Genomic DNA, 17,708 nt, shown 5'->3' with positions numbered 1-17,708 from the left:
TCCTAGAGAGCTGATCAAATTCACGATCAATCATAATCATCAGGGAGACGATGGCGCTCTCCAGGAGAGAAGACAGCGCCACAGGGATCTACTTTTCAATCCGAGGTGGTTCCCGGAACGCGATCGCAAAAAACAGAACGCCTAGAGCGCCAATCAAAACAAAGATATAAATGAGGCTTTCCATGTCACAACTTACCCAATTATCTGCTGTACTACCAGTTTACCTTGCTCAGTCAACCACAATAGCGAAACAGGCAAAAGAAAAATTAATTTTTCTTTTGCCCTTTTGCCCTCCATGATTATGGTAGAGACGCGCCATGGCACGTCTCTAGTGCAATATTTAGACCGCTTCTTTTTTCCGAGTGGTTTTATCACCCACTTTCTGGAACAGACCGAATTCGACTTGTTCCTCTAGGTCAGCATCAACCCCAGCAAATACATCTCGGAACAGAGTCCGGGAACCATGCCAGATATGACCAAAGAAGAACAACAGAGCAAATACCGCATGACCGAAGGTGAACCAACCCCGTGGACTGGTACGGAATACCCCGTCGGAGTTTAAGGTTTCCCGATCAAATTCAAACGGTTCACCCAGTTGAGCTTTACGGGCATACTGCTTAACAACAGCGGGTTCTTCAATGGTTTGACCATCCAAAAGACCACCGTAGAATGTCGCTGTAACACCAGTTTGCTCAAAGCTATATTTCGATTCAGCCCGTCGGAAAGGGATGTCCGCCCGAACGACACCATTGGCATCAGTCAAGACAACCGGGAAGGTTTCAAAGAAGTTCGGCATACGGCGCACCGTCAATTCCCGACCTTCGCCATCAGTAAATACTGGATGACCTAACCAAGCTTCAGCAATACCATCACCCTTGTCCATAGAACCGGTGCGGAACAAACCGCCCTTAGCCGGAGAGTTGCCGATATAGTCGTAGAACGCCAGCTTCTCCGGAATCTGATTCCACGCCTCTGAGGGGCTAGCTCCGTCTGCCATTGCCATTTCCACACGGCGATCAATTTCTTCATGGAAATAGCCTTGATCCCATTGGTACCGGGTTGGACCAAACAGTTCAATCGGCGTAGCCGCAGAACCATACCACATTGTACCCGCCACGACGAACGCCGCAAAGAATACAGCGGCAATACTGCTAGAGAGTACTGTTTCGATATTCCCCATCCGCAGCGCTTTAAACAGCCGCTCTGGGGGTCGAACCGTCAAGTGAAATAACCCAGCAATAATTCCGACAATACCCGCCGCGATATGATGAGCAACGATACCGCCTGGGTTAAAGGGGTTAAATCCTTCTGGTCCCCAGGCTGGGGCTACAGGTTGAACACTACCTGTTAGACCATAGGGATCAGACACCCACATTCCCGGACCAAACAGCCCAGTCTGGTGAAACGCACCAAAGCCAAAGCAGAGAAGACCCGACAAGAACAGGTGAATGCCAAACATTTTTGGCAAATCCAGCGCCGGTTCACCCGTGCGAGGATCTCTAAACAGTTCTAAATCCCAGTAAACCCAATGCCAGCAGGCGGCTAAGAACAACAGACCTGCCAGAACAATGTGAGCAGCGGCGACGCCTTCAAATGACCAAAAGCCGACATCTGTCGCTGTTTCTCCACTAATACTCCAACCCCGCCAGGATTCTGTTACCCCTAAACGCGCCATGAACGGCATCACGAACATCCCTTGACGCCACATGGGGTTGAGGACTGGATCACTCGGATCAAATGTGGCTAGTTCGTATAGAGCCATCGAACCAGCCCAGCCTGCCACAAGGGCAGTGTGCATCAAATGCACAGAAATAAGACGCCCTGGATCATTCAGGACGACTGTATGTACTCGATACCACGGTAGTCCCATCGACTACGCTCCTCCTAGAGATAGAGTTTCTACTTTGACGCTTCTTTTGAATCAAGATATTAGAAATTGATCTTACCCGCCTAGAAGTCTGAACGGATGACCTTTTCCGGTTATCCTCTATGTTCCAAACAGCTAGACAGGTCAGTCTAACTTTAAAGAAGTGTAACTTTTGTTAGAAACGATTGCAAGCACAGGGGACGTTTTGAGACGGTAGAGACGCGCCATGGCACGTCTCTAAACCTCCCTCATCATCCATCGCCCGTTTCCGAGGAGAGATTCAAAACACTCGGCGCTGTGGTCAATCGCTCAACCACTTGTTCTGCACTCATCAAGCGTTTGAGGACAACTTGACCAATAGTTTTTGCGGATTGGGGTGAGGCATTCGGTGTCGGTTTAACTTCTACCATCAGTACCGCATCCTCAACCCGATATAGCCATAACTTTTCCCCCTGTTCCAAGATGCAAAGGTTGAGGCGGATGATTTCGGGTTCCCGTCGCCAAGCATTGACATTCCAAAGCCCTCCAAACTCCCACACTCGTCCCACAGTCCAGCCGTCGGATAGAAAAAAGTACTTTACAGACATTTGTATTACATTACACTATAGAAGTTGTGTTCTAGTGCATCATGGCAAAAGTTGTTTTTTGTTTCAGTCTGTATTGATGATAAGGGAGAAGCGGTAGATCAGGTAGATTAGTTCGATCAGGGAAAATGGGGCAGATAAGGGCGGGTTTGACATAAATTAATAGCCAATAGGGAGTCGGACACAATTAAAGTTAAGCGTGAGGACAAGGAAACAGGTAACAGGAAAAGGGGAACAGGTAACAGGAACAAGAGACTGGTGAATTTTTACAATTCTTAACTCAGATAAGAAAATTTAAAATTTGTGTCCAGGTACTTGGCTTTCCCATTTTCAAGCATGATTAAATTAGAGTAGCTTGGAGGCTGGGCAGTGAGTCTGGGTAAATGGATTGGCATAATTGTCTTTATTATTTCACTCTTTATTTTGTGGCAAATTCGGCAGATCCTCATGCTTATATTTGCCGCAATTGTGATATTCAATGCCTTGAATATTCTGGTAGAACGATTCCAGCGTTCTGGAATGCAGCGATTTGTTTCGGTTCTGCTGTCGCTTTTTCTGCTACTATGTGTTTTGGTTGGATTTTACTTCATAATTGTACCTCCTTTTGCCGAGCAATTCTTACAACTGGTTGAGTTGGTTTCCCTGGGTATTGAACAGTTAATCGAGTGGGTAGAAGCATTAGAAGCAGATATTTCATCGGAATTGCTCGATCAGTACATCCCAGATATTAATCAGTTACTGCAACAGCTTCCTCCCTTGATCAATCGGTTATTAGGGGGCGGATTCACGTTTTTCAATAATGCTTTGGGTGTCCTCCTGAATAGTTTGCTTGTTCTAGTATTAACACTGATGCTCCTTGCCGATCCTCACCCTTACCGAAAAAGCTTTGTTCGCCTTTTTCCGTCATTCTATCGGCGTCGAGTTGATGAAATTTTGCAGCGGTGTAATGAATCGTTACGAGGATGGCTAGCCGGTATTCTATTTAATATGGCAGTCATTTCGTTGTTAAGTTTTTTCGGCTTACTGCTGTTGGGAATTCCCCTGGCGCTGGCACAAGCCACGTTAGCGGGGATTTTAACATTTATTCCCAATCTTGGACCCGTCGTAAGTGTGATCCCACCCATTGCGATCGCGCTGCTAGATTCGCCTTGGAAAGCCATTGCTGTATTAATTCTATATATTGTGATTCAGCAGGTTGAAAGTAATTTACTCACACCTTTAGTCATGGCGCAACAGGTATCCCTGCTACCCGCTATAACATTGCTCGCCCAGTTATTTTTCGTCACCTTCTTTGGATTTTTAGGGTTATTGTTAGCCCTTCCCCTAACAGTAGTGGCTCACGTTTGGCTCAAGGAGGTTCTCGTCCACGATATTCTTGACGAATGGCGTCATCCGAGTCACAAAGATACTCAACCTGTAGCAACAACGTTTGCTGTCTCTCCCACTGCTGATATGGTAAGGGATGAGGAACATGGGGGAGCTGGGGGAGCTGGGGAAGCTGGGGAAGCTAGGGAAGCGGATTACCAATGAACCATGAACAATCAACAATGAACCATGACCAATGACGAATAACAACTTTTTATCGTGCGAACCCTAGCTGACATCAATGACAAAATTTACCATCGGCGTGCAGTCGTCTGGACGGTCGAGGAATTAAAAGCGCGAGTCGCCGATATCGGTGTTACGCAGGCGGCTAAGAACGTCGATGTGATTACCACAGGTACATTTGAACCCATGGAGTCCTCGGGCGCGATTATTAATTTAGGTCACACCGACCCCCCGATTAAGATTCGTAAATGTTGGTTAGATGGTGTACCTGCTTATGCTGGCTTTGGTGCGGTGGATTTGTATTTAGGCGCGACTCAAGTGGTGGACTCTACGGATATGGGGGATCTACCGGAGATTGAGGAATCGAGAGAACGAGGTGGTTCTCATGTGATTGAAGACTTGATTGCCGGTAAACCCGTGCAGTTACGAGCGATTGGACAGATGACTGACTGTTATCCTAGAGCCTCTTGTGATACGACAATTACTCGCGAAACGATTAACCAGTTCTATCTCTACAATCCGCGCAATCTTTATCAGAATTTTATCGTCGGCGTCAATGGGGGCGATCGCCTCTTGTACACTTATCTTGGTCCGCTCCAGCCCAGATTAGGGAATGCAGTCTACTCCAATCCGGGAGCAATTTCCCCGCTACTCAATGATCCCGAACTCAAGCTGATTGGGATTGGTACGCAAATTTTCTTGGGTGGGGGTATTGGTTATATCGCTTGGGAAGGGACTCAACATTTTCCCCTCCAGAAACGCCTACCCAATCACACCCCCATTGGTCCAGCCGCTACATTGGCGTTAATTGGAGATGCCAAGCAGATGAATCCCAAGTGGGTACGGGGTTGCTACTTTAAAAATTATGGTCCGTCTCTGATGTTGGGCGTTGGTGTGCCTTTACCTGTCTTGAGTGAAGAGGTGGTTCAGCATTGTGCTGTGTCGGATCAGGATATTGTCGCCCCAGTGGTTGATTTCTCGATTCCCCGTCGCGTTCGTCCCACCTTCGGATTAGTCAGTTACGCCCAGCTAAAACAGGGGCGCATTACTATTGACGGCAACTCTGTGCGGACAGCACCTTTGGCAAGTGTATTTCGTTCACGGCAAGTTGCTTTGGAATTAAAGCAATGGATTGAACGGGGAGAGTTTACTCTCACCGAACCCGTGGCATCAATTCCCATGGATCGTTCCTTTCTGCCTCAGGATCGCTGGGGTTCTCAACTGAGTATAGAGTAAACTAATCCCACAACTTGAGGTCGTGGGATTAGCAGTCATCTGTCATCTGTCATTTGTCCTTTGTTATATTAACACTTTATTGTTAACGTGACCGCGAAACAAATAAGAGCAAAGCAAGTTGGGGTACTTCACTTCCTCATAGCCGCCCCTAACTACTGCTTCTACCTCATCGGTGAAGCGCAGGATGGGCGGCGGAATCTAGCTCACGTCCTCATCAGGAATCCCGCTTAGGAATTATCTTTACCTGGCTTGTCCTTACGTTGAACTGGTTTGGATAAGGGTTCTGAACGCTTGGGTGAGGTTCTTTTTCCTGTTGTCGAACGATCTTCGCCCGAACCACGACGGGGAAAACTCTTTTTCGGTCTTGACCCTTTGCGTGGACGAAACTTATTTGATTGCCTTTTGGGTGCATGAACAATACCAATATCATTTCCCTCCTCAATCATCAAGGTATTGGTATGCAGTTTGACGTGCAAATCCCAAAAGTGATTAATCACCTTTTCCCCAAGCAATCCCTTGAGCTGAAGCTTGAAAAATTTGGTTTTCTCTGATTCTCTGCGGGGAGACTGCTTGATTTTGACAATAACGTCTTCATTCTCCCGCGACTGGTAAATGACTTGACCCCGAATTGAAAAATAACCTTCTGGTAATTGCTCGGTTGGTTCAGGTTGAGGATGATCTGGAGACGTTTGTGGCTCAGAGGTTGACTCTTCCGGTGGCGAGTCGGTTGACTCTGAAGCCGTCGTTTGATCTTGATTGAGTGTTTCTGGTTCCCACACACCGACAATTTGGACGTGCAAATTTCCGTCTTGTTGTCTGGTGCGAGGATAAACGACCCAAAGATGGGATAGAGCTAAATCGAGATGGTTTTTCACCAAACTCATGACCCGACCTAGTAAGACGGCATCAATTAAGGTACCGTCATCTGCCAGTAGAGTACCCCTTGTCAATTGCTCTTGAGAGGGCATATATTTTCCCCGAATCAGCCCGATTGCTCGGTACTGCATGGGTTCACTGGGCGGAGGAATGGGTTGTTGTCGTTGGACATCTGATGGCATTGTCCCGGTTGAATCCGTTGTAGTAGATGAGTTAGTCACGTTTTGAGAATTGCCATTGGGTGGGGCTGAGTGTGGCGGTTGCACACTGGATGCTTCTGGTAGATTTTCACCAGAAGACTGGGGTGAGTCGGTAGACCGATTCACAGAAGGACTCATATAACCTCCTAGCGGCGGAGACACATTCCCTTGTGGGAGATTTGGACTGACTGCTTGAATTTTAGTTTGTTCAACATCCTTACTGGAGTGGTGCAATAGCTAGAATGACTCTCCTAGCTATGTTTCCACCGAAAATTAACAACGTAAGGAAACTCAGTATCAGTCTGCCCATTTTACAAAATGCAGTCATAAGACTGGTACATCCGCAAAGTTTATGGAATCTTTACTCGCAGCAATCTGCACTCTATTCAAATTTTGGCGGGAAAATAGGGGAGTGGCGATAAATCTGAGTAATCCGTTACACAATAGTTAAAGAGGACAAGAGATGAGTGAATCATCCATCAATTCCTTACTGGAGAACCTAAAAAACCCTGACGAAAACGTCCGCAAGCAGGCAACCGAAGAACTATGGCGTATCTGGTTCTATCAAAAGGGCATCTCCGGTATGGAACGGCTGGGGCAGACACAGATGTTATTAGAAGGCGGGGAAACAGCACAAGCTGAAGCGCTGCTGACCCAGATTATTAGAGAGCAACCTGATTTTGCCGAAGCGTGGAATCGGCGAGCCGTTCTTTACTACCTACTTAAACAGTATCAAAAGTCAAGAGACGATTGTCAGCAGGTTATCCAACTTAATCCCATTCATTTTGGGGCACTGCATGGTTTGGGATTGTGTCATGCGGCGTTGGGGGACTATCAAGCGGCAATTACAGCCTTTCGCAGGGCGTTGGACATTCAACCCTATTCTTTAATTAATCAAAAGTTGATTCTGGAATGCACAGCGCGGTTGAGTTAAGGGGAAGATGAGGAAGATGGGGGAGATGAGGAAGATGGGGGAGATGGGGGAGATGGGGAACCAAGGGAACTAGGGAAGGGTATGTAGGGGCGGGTTTTACAGATAACTTATGGCAAAAACTGATAACTTAACTAAACCCGCCCTTCTCCGGTGGCTAAAAATTAGAATGGGCAAGGGTTATGGCTTAAGTTGACACTAATGCACGTTGGTGCGCCCCTACTGGACTGACACAGCTAAAATTGTGGAATAAGATTTGACGTTTAAACTGGGCGCAAGGATGGTGCCCCTACAATTCTAATCAACCAAATAAGGTGTGCCACGCCACTACAGTGGGATAGATTGTAGGTTGGGTTTCGCCTTCGCTCAACCCAACGGAATCTAGGGCTAAGGTTCCTTTACAAAAGCCGGAAATCCATCGAATAAGGTGTCCTACACCACAACAATCAGGTGAGGTCAATTTGCTGAACATCAATCAACCTAGTCCCTTACAACCAGGCAATTTGCTCCGGGTAATTGCTCCGAGTGGGGCGTTACGAGAGGTTGATGCCTTCTATCAGGGAGTGGACATTTGGCGTCGTCGAGGTTATCGGGTTGAATTGCCAGCCAATTGGGATGCTAGAGAGGGTTACCTGGCGGGTACAGATGACCAACGACGTCAACAGTTAACCGCCGCTTGGTATGACCCAGACTGTCGGGGGATTCTTTGTATCCGAGGCGGCTATGGTAGCGCCCGTCTTCTGGAAGACTGGACGTGGATGTCTCCGATACCACCCCAGGTTGTAGGGGCGGGTTTGACCGATAACGCTACACCAGAAACCGATAACTTGACTAAACCCGCCCTGCTTGGGGAACAGGGGCGCAGCGGTGCACAGGTCAATCAAATTGATCAAAGGAGTCTTGAGCCAAAATCCCATAGTCCCAAATGGCTAATTGGTTTTTCCGATATTACCTGTCTCCTGTGGAGTCTAGCTGGAGTGGGAATTGGCAGTGTTCATGCTCCAGTCTTAACCACGTTAGCTAGTGAACCGGAATGGTCGCTGAATCGCTTATTTGACTGTGTAGAAGGACGCCCTCTGTCACCTTTAACCGGGAAGGGTTGGGGCGGGGGTAAGGTTAATGGGTGGCTTTTGCCAGGGAATCTGACGGTGGCAACTCATGTACTGGGTACGCCGATTCTACCCCCGCTAGATGGGGCAATTCTGGCGTTAGAGGATGTGACGGAAGCGCCTTATCGAATTGACCGCCTGTTGACCCAGTGGCGGATGAGTGGCATGTTACAAAAGGTTAAAGGTATTGCCTTGGGACGGTTTAGCCGCTGCCATCCCCCCCAGAATGTGCCAAGTTGGACGGTTGAAGAGGTGTTACGCGATCGCTTAATTGATCTCGATATCCCGATTGTATCCGAGTTGCCCTTTGGTCACGATGGGGTCAACGCCGCTTTGCCTGTGGGAGGCGAGGTTGAACTGGATGGGGATCAGGGAACATTATGTTGGAAAACTTCATAAATAATTGTCAGCCCGCAATGGTAAGCTAACAGAGCGCTGAAAACTTTGTATAGGGTAGGTCTAGTATGGCTGGGTTAACCCAGGTTCCTTATTTATTACGAGCCGCTCGTGGTGAAAAATTAGAACGTCCGCCTGTGTGGATGATGCGACAGGCGGGTCGATATATGAAAGCCTATCGGGATTTACGCGATAAGTATCCCAGTTTCCGGGAACGCTCCGAAATTCCCGAAATTGCTATTGAAATTTCTCTCCAACCCTGGAAGGCGTTTCGTCCCGATGGGGTGATTCTATTTTCTGATATCCTCACGCCTCTACCCGGAGTCGGCATTCCTTTTGATATTGTTGAAAGCAAAGGTCCGATTATTGATCCGCCGATTCGCTCTCAAGCACAAATTGACGGGCTTCATCCCTTAGAGTTAGAAAAATTAACATTTGTCGGGGAGATATTACAAGCGCTGCGCCGGGAAGTCGGGAACGAAGCTGCTGTCTTAGGCTTTGTCGGTGCGCCTTGGACGTTAGCCGCTTATGCGATTGAGGGGAAAAGTTCCAAGAATTACTCGATTATTAAAGGGATGGCATTTTCCCAACCCGCCATGCTGCATGAGTTTTTGGGGAAAATCGCTGATGCGATCGCGGTTTATGTACGCTATCAAATTGATAATGGTGCCCAAGTCGTGCAACTGTTCGATTCCTGGGCGGGTCAACTAAGTCCCCAAGACTACGATACCTTTGCCTTACCCTATCAGCAGCGCGTGGTTGAGCAAGTGAAAGCCACCCATCCTGATACGCCTCTGATTTTATACATCAGTGGGAGTGCGGGTATCTTAGAGCGTATGGGTAAATCTGGTGTGGATATTATCAGCGTAGACTGGACGATGGATATGGCAGAAGCGCGACAGCGGTTAGGCTATAAAATGAACGTTCAGGGGAATATGGACCCAGGGGTGTTATTTGGGTCACAGGATTTTATCCGCGATCGCATTTTGGATACAATTCGTAAAGCTGGGAACCGAGGTCATATCTTTAATTTGGGTCATGGTGTATTACCGGGAACTCCAGAAGATAATGTCAGGTTCTTCTTTGAAACAGCGAAACAGGTTGATCAATTGCTGACTGTTCATGCGTAAGAGATTGGGGAACAGGGGATTGGGCGAAGCATTCGTGTTGGTATGTTGACCGAAAACCGAGACATCGGGACACGAATGCGATAACCCCTACATCTGTTGGACATTGCGCGTCTGTAGGGGCGGGTTTATGGGTTTTCGTGTCGCTATTGATGATAACGTTTATTCAAAACCCGCCCTTTCCAAAGGTAGAGGTAGGATTTCAGTATTGTCGTTTCGTCCATCACCCAGATGTGACTCAACGGAATCTAGGGACCAATGTCCTTACTACAAGCCTAATATTTACATAATGTAATATCAGTTGAGTTAGGATCGGATTATCAAGAAATCTCAAATCAAATGACTCCCAAGCGAATCTTTATGACCGGTGCTAGTGGTTGCATCGGTCAATATGTCGCCGAAACCTTAATTCAACAAACAGATCACGAGTTGTATTTGTTGGTTAGAAATCCCGATAAATTAGGATTTGACTACCATGCTCGTCCGGGTATTACGATTTGTCAAGCTGATTTACGGCAGATTGATCAATTTAGCGATTTGCTTAAAACTGTAGATGTAGCAATTTTGGCTGCAACGGCTTGGGGAGGAGTCCAGGAAGTTTTTGATATTAATGTGGTCAAAACCCTGCGATTGCTGGACTTGCTGGACACTCAACGTTGTCAACAAGTTATTTATTTTTCCACTGCTAGCATTCTCAATCAGCAGAACCAATTACTCAAACAAGCCGGTCAACTGGGAACCGATTATATCCGTTCCAAATACGACTGTTTACAGCAACTCTCAAAACTCGCGATCGCGCCTAAAATTACTACAGTGTTTCCCACGTTGGTATTGGGGGGAGATGAGCGCAAACCTTACTCCCATATTTCATCAGGGATTAAGGATGTAGTCAAATGGATGGACTTGATTCGTTGGTTCAAAGCCGATGGAAGTTTCCACTTTATGCACGCCCAGGATATTGCTCAAGTAATATGTTATCTGGTTGATCATCCTCCGAGTCAGGAGTTGACCACTAAAACGGGTGAAATATTATCGACAAATCGTTTAGTCTTAGGAAATCCGCGCCTCACTGTTAACCAGGCGGTAGAAGAAGTCTGTGCGTATTTAGGGAAAAAAACTTATGTTCGCGTCCCCTTATCGATTGGACTAGCGAATCTATTAATTATCTTATTTCGGATTCAGATGGCGGCGTGGGATCGATTTTGCCTCAATTATCGCCATTTTAGTTATCAAAACCCAGTGAATCCCGATACATTCGGTTTACCGACGTACTGTGCCACCCTGAGTGACGTGTTGAAAATCAGTGGTCTTCCGTAGGGGCGCACCGACGTGCATTGGTGTCAACTTAAGCGCTAAAAGCAGGGGAAGCAGGGGAAGCAGGGGAAGCAGGGGAAGCGGGGGAAGCGGGGGAAGCAGGGGAAGCCAGAGAATGCTCTTGCGGATTGCTCTTTCTCCTGTAGAATAGCAACCGCCATGGCTGTTAGGACACATCATTTATGTAGAGACGTTGCATGCAACGTCTCTACAATGGTGCCGAACGTCCTAATCGATGTGTCTATTGCTATGGCTTAGGGAGAAGCAACACGATTAGTTTATGTCGAACGGCTCGAAACCCTAATTGGCAAGGGTTATGGCTTAAATTGGCACGGATGACTGACGTGCGATCTTTACCGACATGCATCTTTATCAACTTAAACTCAAAAAAGCGATACCTTGATCTAACCCCTCCCTAACCCTCCCCTTGCCAAGGGGAGGGAATTTCAAGGACTTTGGTTTCTCCCCACACCCAACACCCGACACCCGACAAACTGTTCAAAATGTAAATTGTTACCTACTACCTATTCATTCTTCTATACAATGGAATAGAAAGAGATGGAATTAGCAGTATGAACCCCTGCTCTCCATCCAGGTTTCGCAGGCGATACCCCCGTCAACAAACGGTTTCCTAAACAAATCTCAATAATCTTTCAGGAATCCGTCCGGTGGGTGATGTAGATTAATACAGCCTTTGACAAAGGTCACTCATTCCCCAAGAGGGTATCGCGTATACTATCTGCTAGAGGAGAAGCCCAGTTATCTAACCTGAGACAGAATTTAAGCCCAAAATGCGGAGAATTCTGTAAAAACGGAAACTGGGGCGATGCGTTAGCAGTAAATCTCAGTAAGGGTTTCCTGGAAAAACAGGTAACCCTTCGCGGTGAGAAAAACGAAAACGCTGTTATCCGGTCATCAAGGGTGGGAATTCTAATAATAAGTGATGACACACTTCGATCAAGTGTCGTTATCGGTCGTAATCTAAGAGATCACTATGCCAGCCACTCCTTTTGCCGACACTGAATTCGACCACGACCAGCCTACCTACAGCTTGGATTTGCAGGATACCCACAGCGATAGCGACAATTCTGTGGATGAATTCGTTGATCCAGATATAGAAGAGGATATCGACACGACTAGCTTTGCTAAAAGTGCCAACCGCCGCACCACAGATTTGGTGCGGCTATATCTTCAGGAAATCGGTCGGGTTCGTTTATTGAGACGAGATGAAGAAGTCTCAGAAGCCCAAAAAGTTCAGCGCTATATGCGATTATTGGACTTACGAGCGAAGTTCGCCACACCAGAGGAACCCGTTATTGAGCATTTCGTTCATTTAATCGAAACCCATGACCGTTTAGCCTCGCAGTTAGGTCATCGTCCCTCTTTAGAACGCTGGGCGACAACCGCTGGGGTGGAGGTGGCTACCCTGAAGCCAAGTTTAGTAAAAGGGAAACAGCGCTGGGCGGAGTTAGCCGAACTGACGGTTAAGGAACTCGAACAAGTTCAAGCCCAAGGGTTGCAGGCGAAGGAACACATGATTAAAGCCAACCTACGCCTGGTGGTGTCGGTGGCGAAGAAGTATCAAAATCGCGGGTTAGAACTGCTGGATTTGATTCAAGAAGGGACTCTGGGATTAGAACGGGCAGTTGAGAAGTTTGATCCGACGAAGGGGTATCGGTTTAGTACCTATGCCTATTGGTGGATTCGTCAGGGAATTACTCGCGCGATCGCCACTCAAAGCCGGACAATTCGCTTACCGGTTCATATTACCGAAAAGCTGAACAAGATTAAGAAAGCCCAGCGGAAGATTTCTCAGGAACAAGGGCGCACCGCCACGATTGAGGATATTGCCAAAGAGTTGGAAATGGATGCGCCCCAGGTACGGGAAGTGCTGATGCGAGTTCCGCGATCGGTTTCCTTAGAGATTAAAGTTGGGAAGGAGAAGGATACGGAACTGGGTGATTTACTGGAAACCGAGGAAACATCTCCAGAAGACGTATTGATGCGCGAGGCGTTACAGCGGGATTTACAGCAACTCCTAGCTGATTTAACCAGTCGCGAACGGGATGTGATTTGTATGCGGTTTGGTTTGGGGGATGGACATCCCTACTCCTTAGCTGAGATTGGGCGGGCGCTGGAACTGTCTCGCGAACGGGTACGGCAAATTGAGGCGAAGGCGTTGCAGAAATTGCGCCAACCCAAGCGGCGGAATCGGGTGCGGGATTATCTGGAAGCGTTGAGTTAGGGGATTTCCCCACACATTGTAGAGACGTTGCATGCAACGTCTCTACATGTACGACAGTACACCAATAAATGGTGTCAGGTTTTTCTGCTGCTAGGCGTGTCGTAACCGCTGGACTTGTATTATTTAACAAGCGAATACAAACATTCGTATCAAGCAGGTAGGTCAAAATAGCGTCTCCCTTGTCTCATACTCTCCCTGCGGTTCGCGGACTAAAGGTTCTCCTACCCAACCTCCAATCACTTCTTCAAAAAAACCAGGCATCCATTCCGTTTTGGGTTTTGTTGGTTGTAAGACTTTAACGCTTTCTTGATAGAAACGTTCTATAATAGCTAATAACTGGATACCTTTAATAATTACTTCCTCTGGTGAATTGTATTTTCCCGTATTAACCTGACGTTGAATAAACTGTTCTAGTTCGGGAGTTAAAGATACATTCATTGACTTTTGTCCTATATCTTGATATTTTTTACTAAGGAATAGGTAGCGAGCAAGATGCAAAGCCTGCGGCATGGCTTCGCTAAACGCACTACGAGGATTTCGCCATTATTGACATTATTTAAATGCCGAACAGCTTACTCCTGAGGAAGACATCCGGAGGTAGAGACGTTGCATGCAACGTCTCTACAATAGTAGATTGAGAAACCATCAAGATTCTGGAACATCCACTGCATCTCGTTCTGTTCTAATCCACTTATTCTCCGGTTTGACTAGAAACGCGAAATATAGGGGAATCTTCCACAAAATATAAAAGGGTACAGTTAAAAGTGTTTGTACAGGTATATCCTCACGGCAAAACTTAGCCCATGCCCCAATAATTGATAGTAGAATTAATAGTCCTTCTAGTCCTACAAAAGTCGCTGGTATCCAGGACACTCCCACAACGGCTGCTAGTAACGTTCCTCCCATAGCTGCTACCCAAATCATGACTAACAGGGAAAGGGGTGGTACAACTAAATCAAGGGCGATCGCGAACAAATCAACCCGTCGCTGAATCACAGACTGGCTAAGAAGTCTAGGAACTTGGGTGAGTAAGGTTTGTAAATGTCCATGTTCCCATCGGGTGCGTTGAGTTTTCGCGGCTTCCTGCTGCTGGGGGAGACATCCGGTGACTCTAGCGTCTAAACAGAATAGGGGAGAATGTCCGGCTATGGCTAAATCAATGCCAAGCTGCATATCCTCGACTATATTATTACTTGCTAGGGGCGCTTGACTGATAACTGACCAAGGAAACGCCATCCCTGTCCCCATCAATAAACAGGGAAATCCTAGGCGATTTAATCCACGGGGACGAACTAAGTTTTTCACCCGCACCGATAGGGCGGAAATGGTATCTTTGGGTGTAGGGTTGGGGGGTTGTTCTAACAGGTAAATGGCTTGGGTGGGTCTTTTGGATGTGTTGGCGCGTTGAGCAAGTTTCGCGATCGCGCTTTCATGTACGATACAGTCAGCATCCACGAGTACCACGATATCCGGTGGGTCGGTAGAAAGGTACTTTATCCCGTAGTCTAGGGCGTATCCTTTCCCTTGGCGTTCTGTATCCTGGCGTTCGATTACCGTTGCGCCTAGTTGACGTGCGATCTCGGCGGTTTCATCGGTACAATTATCGGCAATAACCACCAATCGGTCTCGGTCGGTTAGCTGGGGTACTATTGTTTTTAGGGTCGTGCTAATTCCAGAGGCTTCATTGTGGGCGGGAATTAACACGGTGATGCGGGGATGGGAGGCTGGGGCTGCTTCTGGTTGTTGACGCGGTGGGAAGAGGGCGGCGAAACACTCGATAAACAGCATCCCGATGGGGACAAGAAGGGAGAGTGCGATCGCGAATAGGACTATTTCCACGATAATAAGCCATGGCTGATTGGTAAACATGACCCGGAAACCTCGCTGTGTCTGGAACTCTGGGGATTAGGGAGAGTGCGATCGCTAGGAAGTGGTTTGGGAAATCGGGGTGTCCCAGTCAGAATTTTGCTGAGTTTCCGACTGAGAATGGGTAATAATTCTGGCAGGTACGCCAACGGCTGTTGCGCCTGCGGGTACGTCACAAAGTACGACGGCGTTAGCCCCTATTTTGGCATGGTTACCGACCTTAGCCTCGTAAAAGATTCTCGCGCCCGCACCGATATCAACATGACCGCCGATTTTGATATCCTTACTTATTGTGACCTGTTGCATAATTAGGCAATTGGGTCCAATCGAAGCCTTGGGATGAATGACAACTCCATTGGGATGAGGCAGGAGTAGTCCCCCTTCAATTTGGCAGTTTAGTGGGATATCAGCGCCCGTGACAACACTCCAAAAGCGGTGCTGGAGGACGTTAATCCGGCGCAGTAATCCTCCAATAAGTCCTCCCTTTGCATACCACTTTTGATACGCACGGATAGATTTGAGGAGTTGGCGGCTTGGGTCCCACCATTGGCGCAGTTGTTCGCGACTCCAATCGGGTTCTGTTGCAGAAATGTTGGGGACAGTGACGGATTTAACCATTGTCCTAAGGCTTTCGGGATTTTACAATCTTAGCAGGTACGCCCACGGCTGTTGCGCCTGCTGGCACGTCACAAAGCACGACGGCGTTAGCGCCAATATTAGCATCATCGCCGATAGTTAGGTTACCAAAGATTTTCGCACCTGCACCAACGTTAACGCGATTCCCTAGTTTTGGGGCATCGAATGGATGATCCACGTAGCGATTGCCTAGGGTAACGCCTTGCCGGATAATACAATCATCGCCAATTGTACAATCTCCGTGAATCACAATCCCATGTTGATGTTCGATGATTACACGGCGACCCAGTTGAACGCTATAGGGTAATTCTATGCCGTAGGTATTGCGGATTTTGCGATACAATGCTCGGTAGAGAATGCTAAATGGCGCTCGTAGGAGTTTGGGTTGAATTTGCATTCGCCAGACGCCAAAGCGCTGAATCGCAACGGCGCGGAATCCTGGTCGAGTCCAGTCGCGATCGTGGGCAATCCAGTCTTCTTTGATTTGTTGCCAGAGTCCGAAATTTTCAGGGACTGATTCCTCTATATTAGATTGTATCTCTGGTTGCGTGACCATAGTTTTTCTTGTTAACTGAGCGGTTTAAACCGCAGCTACACAAACTAAACCCGCCTGCGCGGGTTTCCACACCTCTAGTTTTTCGTTATTAGTCCGCGTAGGCGGACTTTGTTTGTCTAGTCGCGATTTCCAATCGCCATCGCTGAAGTTGACTTAAACACGACAAGTTTTATCGCTATGATACACCGCCTTTGAGGAACACGCTATTGCGAAGGAAATCTCCCAGGAGTTGGGGTGGATCGTTATCGGGTTTACGTTGAATCACCCGGCGCAAGCGCCACAGGGTAAAACCTGAAGCCCAGAAGATATCAGCGCAGGAGGCGTACAGCCAACCGTAATTTTTGATAAAATACCGTCGCCGGGAATCAAACCAGTATTGGGGGCGGCGCTTGGGTGGGCGTTTTGTATCCGTGACGCCCGAACTTTGCCCAACCAGGTGGACAACCCGACTCTCAGGCACATACCAGCAACTCCACCCTGCTTTTTTTGCCTGTAGGCAAAAGTCCATTTCTTCGTAGTACATAAAGTAGTCTTCGTCGAGTAAGCCCACCTGTTCAAAGACTTCGCGACGCACAATCATGCTGGCACCGGCTACCCAATCAGTTTGACAGGCGGCTTCGGGAACCGGAGGGGCAACCACCCATTGTTCGAGGAGTTTCGATACCACACCCAGACGCAAGCCATTGTCGAGTTCACTAAAGGCTGTATGGAAGCGAAAGGCTGAACGCTGGGGAGTACCATCGGGATCTTCTAAGCGACTTCCGGCGATTCCCACGTCGGGATGTTCATTCATGAAGTTGACTAAGGTTTTGATGGCATGGGGGCGTGCGATCGTGTCGGGGTTTAGGAGTAGGATGTAGGGAGGGGGATTAGTGGACTCTAGGGCTGGACGAATGGCGGCATTGTTGCCGAAAGCGTAACCGCCGTTGTGGTCTAATGGCATAACGGATGCCCAATCACTCCAGTCTTCGGTTTCTATGGCGGTGATGATTTGCTCGACTGAACCGTCGCCAGAGGCGTTGTCAGTAACGACAACACGAGTACCAGCTAAGGATGGGACTTCATCGACTAGGGAACGGAGGCAGTCGATGGTCATACCGGGGGTGCGGTAGTTGAGGATAACTATAAGTAGAGGATAGGGGGGGTTGGGTTGAGTTGTATTAGGCATAAGGATAGTTCCTAATTATTATAGTCTCCTCCAATTCCTTTGGTAACAA

Annotated in this window: 17 protein-coding genes; 8 read left to right on the top strand and 9 right to left on the bottom strand. The window is 47.7% G+C overall.

All coding sequences use genetic code 11. The annotated features are described in order from the left end of the window. Positions 1-88: 88 nt before the first annotated feature. The 3 genes from RIB93_RS28725 to RIB93_RS28715 form a co-directional block, all read right to left on the bottom strand. On the bottom strand, positions 89-184 hold the full coding sequence (locus tag RIB93_RS28725) for a photosystem II reaction center protein T (protein WP_063712032.1): 96 nt from the start codon (positions 182-184) through the stop codon (positions 89-91). Positions 185-340: 156 nt separating this feature from the next. Continuing rightward, positions 341-1,870, bottom strand: coding sequence for a photosystem II chlorophyll-binding protein CP47 (gene psbB / locus RIB93_RS28720; protein WP_446378102.1), 1,530 nt, complete (start codon positions 1,868-1,870; stop codon positions 341-343). A gap of 248 nt (positions 1,871-2,118) precedes the next feature. Continuing rightward, positions 2,119-2,454 (bottom strand): hypothetical protein, encoded by a 336-nt coding sequence (locus RIB93_RS28715; protein ID WP_446378100.1) that lies wholly within the window; start codon positions 2,452-2,454, stop codon positions 2,119-2,121. A 366-nt stretch (positions 2,455-2,820) separates the two neighbouring features. Between RIB93_RS28715 and RIB93_RS28710 the strand changes: the two genes are divergently transcribed. Then, on the top strand, positions 2,821-3,981 hold the full coding sequence (locus tag RIB93_RS28710; protein WP_446378098.1) for an AI-2E family transporter: 1,161 nt from the start codon (positions 2,821-2,823) through the stop codon (positions 3,979-3,981). 54 nt (positions 3,982-4,035) lie between these two features. After that, a complete protein-coding gene (locus RIB93_RS28705; protein WP_446378096.1) occupies positions 4,036-5,235 on the top strand; it encodes a homocysteine biosynthesis protein in 1,200 nt (399 codons plus the stop codon). A 227-nt stretch (positions 5,236-5,462) separates the two neighbouring features. Here the strand turns inward: RIB93_RS28705 and RIB93_RS28700 are convergent, their stop codons facing one another. Continuing rightward, the gene (locus RIB93_RS28700; protein ID WP_446378094.1) at positions 5,463-6,449 is read right to left on the bottom strand and encodes a hypothetical protein; all 987 of its coding nucleotides are present in this window, start codon (positions 6,447-6,449) and stop codon (positions 5,463-5,465) included. Between the two features lie 325 nt (positions 6,450-6,774). Between RIB93_RS28700 and RIB93_RS28695 the strand changes: the two genes are divergently transcribed. The 6 genes from RIB93_RS28695 to sigC all read left to right on the top strand — a co-directional run bounded on the left by RIB93_RS28695 (position 6,775) and on the right by sigC (position 13,433). Next, a complete protein-coding gene (locus RIB93_RS28695) occupies positions 6,775-7,245 on the top strand; it encodes a tetratricopeptide repeat protein (protein WP_446378092.1) in 471 nt (156 codons plus the stop codon). A gap of 461 nt (positions 7,246-7,706) precedes the next feature. Then, positions 7,707-8,750: a S66 peptidase family protein gene (locus RIB93_RS28690; RefSeq protein ID WP_446378202.1), complete on the top strand. Its 1,044-nt coding sequence runs from the start codon at positions 7,707-7,709 to the stop codon at positions 8,748-8,750. A gap of 65 nt (positions 8,751-8,815) precedes the next feature. Next, positions 8,816-9,877, top strand: coding sequence for a uroporphyrinogen decarboxylase (gene hemE / locus RIB93_RS28685; RefSeq protein WP_446378090.1), 1,062 nt, complete (start codon positions 8,816-8,818; stop codon positions 9,875-9,877). Positions 9,878-10,213: 336 nt separating this feature from the next. Further along, positions 10,214-11,191 carry an NAD-dependent epimerase/dehydratase family protein gene (locus tag RIB93_RS28680; RefSeq protein WP_446378088.1) on the top strand — a complete coding sequence of 326 codons (978 nt, stop codon included), beginning with the start codon at positions 10,214-10,216 and terminating at the stop codon, positions 11,189-11,191. 194 nt (positions 11,192-11,385) lie between these two features. After that, positions 11,386-11,607, top strand: coding sequence for a hypothetical protein (locus RIB93_RS28675; protein ID WP_446378086.1), 222 nt, complete (start codon positions 11,386-11,388; stop codon positions 11,605-11,607). A gap of 575 nt (positions 11,608-12,182) precedes the next feature. After that, on the top strand, positions 12,183-13,433 hold the full coding sequence (sigC, locus tag RIB93_RS28670; protein WP_446378084.1) for an RNA polymerase sigma factor SigC: 1,251 nt from the start codon (positions 12,183-12,185) through the stop codon (positions 13,431-13,433). Between the two features lie 162 nt (positions 13,434-13,595). On the opposite strand, the gene RIB93_RS28665 is transcribed toward sigC, so the two are convergent. The 5 genes from RIB93_RS28665 to RIB93_RS28645 form a co-directional block, all read right to left on the bottom strand. Then, positions 13,596-13,871: a ribbon-helix-helix domain-containing protein gene (locus RIB93_RS28665; protein WP_446378082.1), complete on the bottom strand. Its 276-nt coding sequence runs from the start codon at positions 13,869-13,871 to the stop codon at positions 13,596-13,598. A gap of 207 nt (positions 13,872-14,078) precedes the next feature. Then, on the bottom strand, positions 14,079-15,302 hold the full coding sequence (locus RIB93_RS28660) for a glycosyltransferase family 2 protein (RefSeq protein ID WP_446378080.1): 1,224 nt from the start codon (positions 15,300-15,302) through the stop codon (positions 14,079-14,081). 54 nt (positions 15,303-15,356) lie between these two features. Continuing rightward, positions 15,357-15,917: a serine O-acetyltransferase gene (locus tag RIB93_RS28655; RefSeq protein ID WP_446378078.1), complete on the bottom strand. Its 561-nt coding sequence runs from the start codon at positions 15,915-15,917 to the stop codon at positions 15,357-15,359. Between the two features lie 4 nt (positions 15,918-15,921). Then, positions 15,922-16,491 carry a serine O-acetyltransferase gene (locus tag RIB93_RS28650; RefSeq protein WP_446378076.1) on the bottom strand — a complete coding sequence of 190 codons (570 nt, stop codon included), beginning with the start codon at positions 16,489-16,491 and terminating at the stop codon, positions 15,922-15,924. Between the two features lie 175 nt (positions 16,492-16,666). Further along, on the bottom strand, positions 16,667-17,659 hold the full coding sequence (locus RIB93_RS28645; RefSeq protein ID WP_446378074.1) for a glycosyltransferase family 2 protein: 993 nt from the start codon (positions 17,657-17,659) through the stop codon (positions 16,667-16,669). Positions 17,660-17,708: the final 49 nt, after the last annotated feature.

It is taken from the genome of Coleofasciculus sp. D1-CHI-01 (assembly GCF_040218875.1).
Lineage (GTDB): Bacteria > Cyanobacteriota > Cyanobacteriia > Cyanobacteriales > Coleofasciculaceae > Coleofasciculus.
This window is presented reverse-complemented; position numbering and strand designations above follow the sequence as displayed.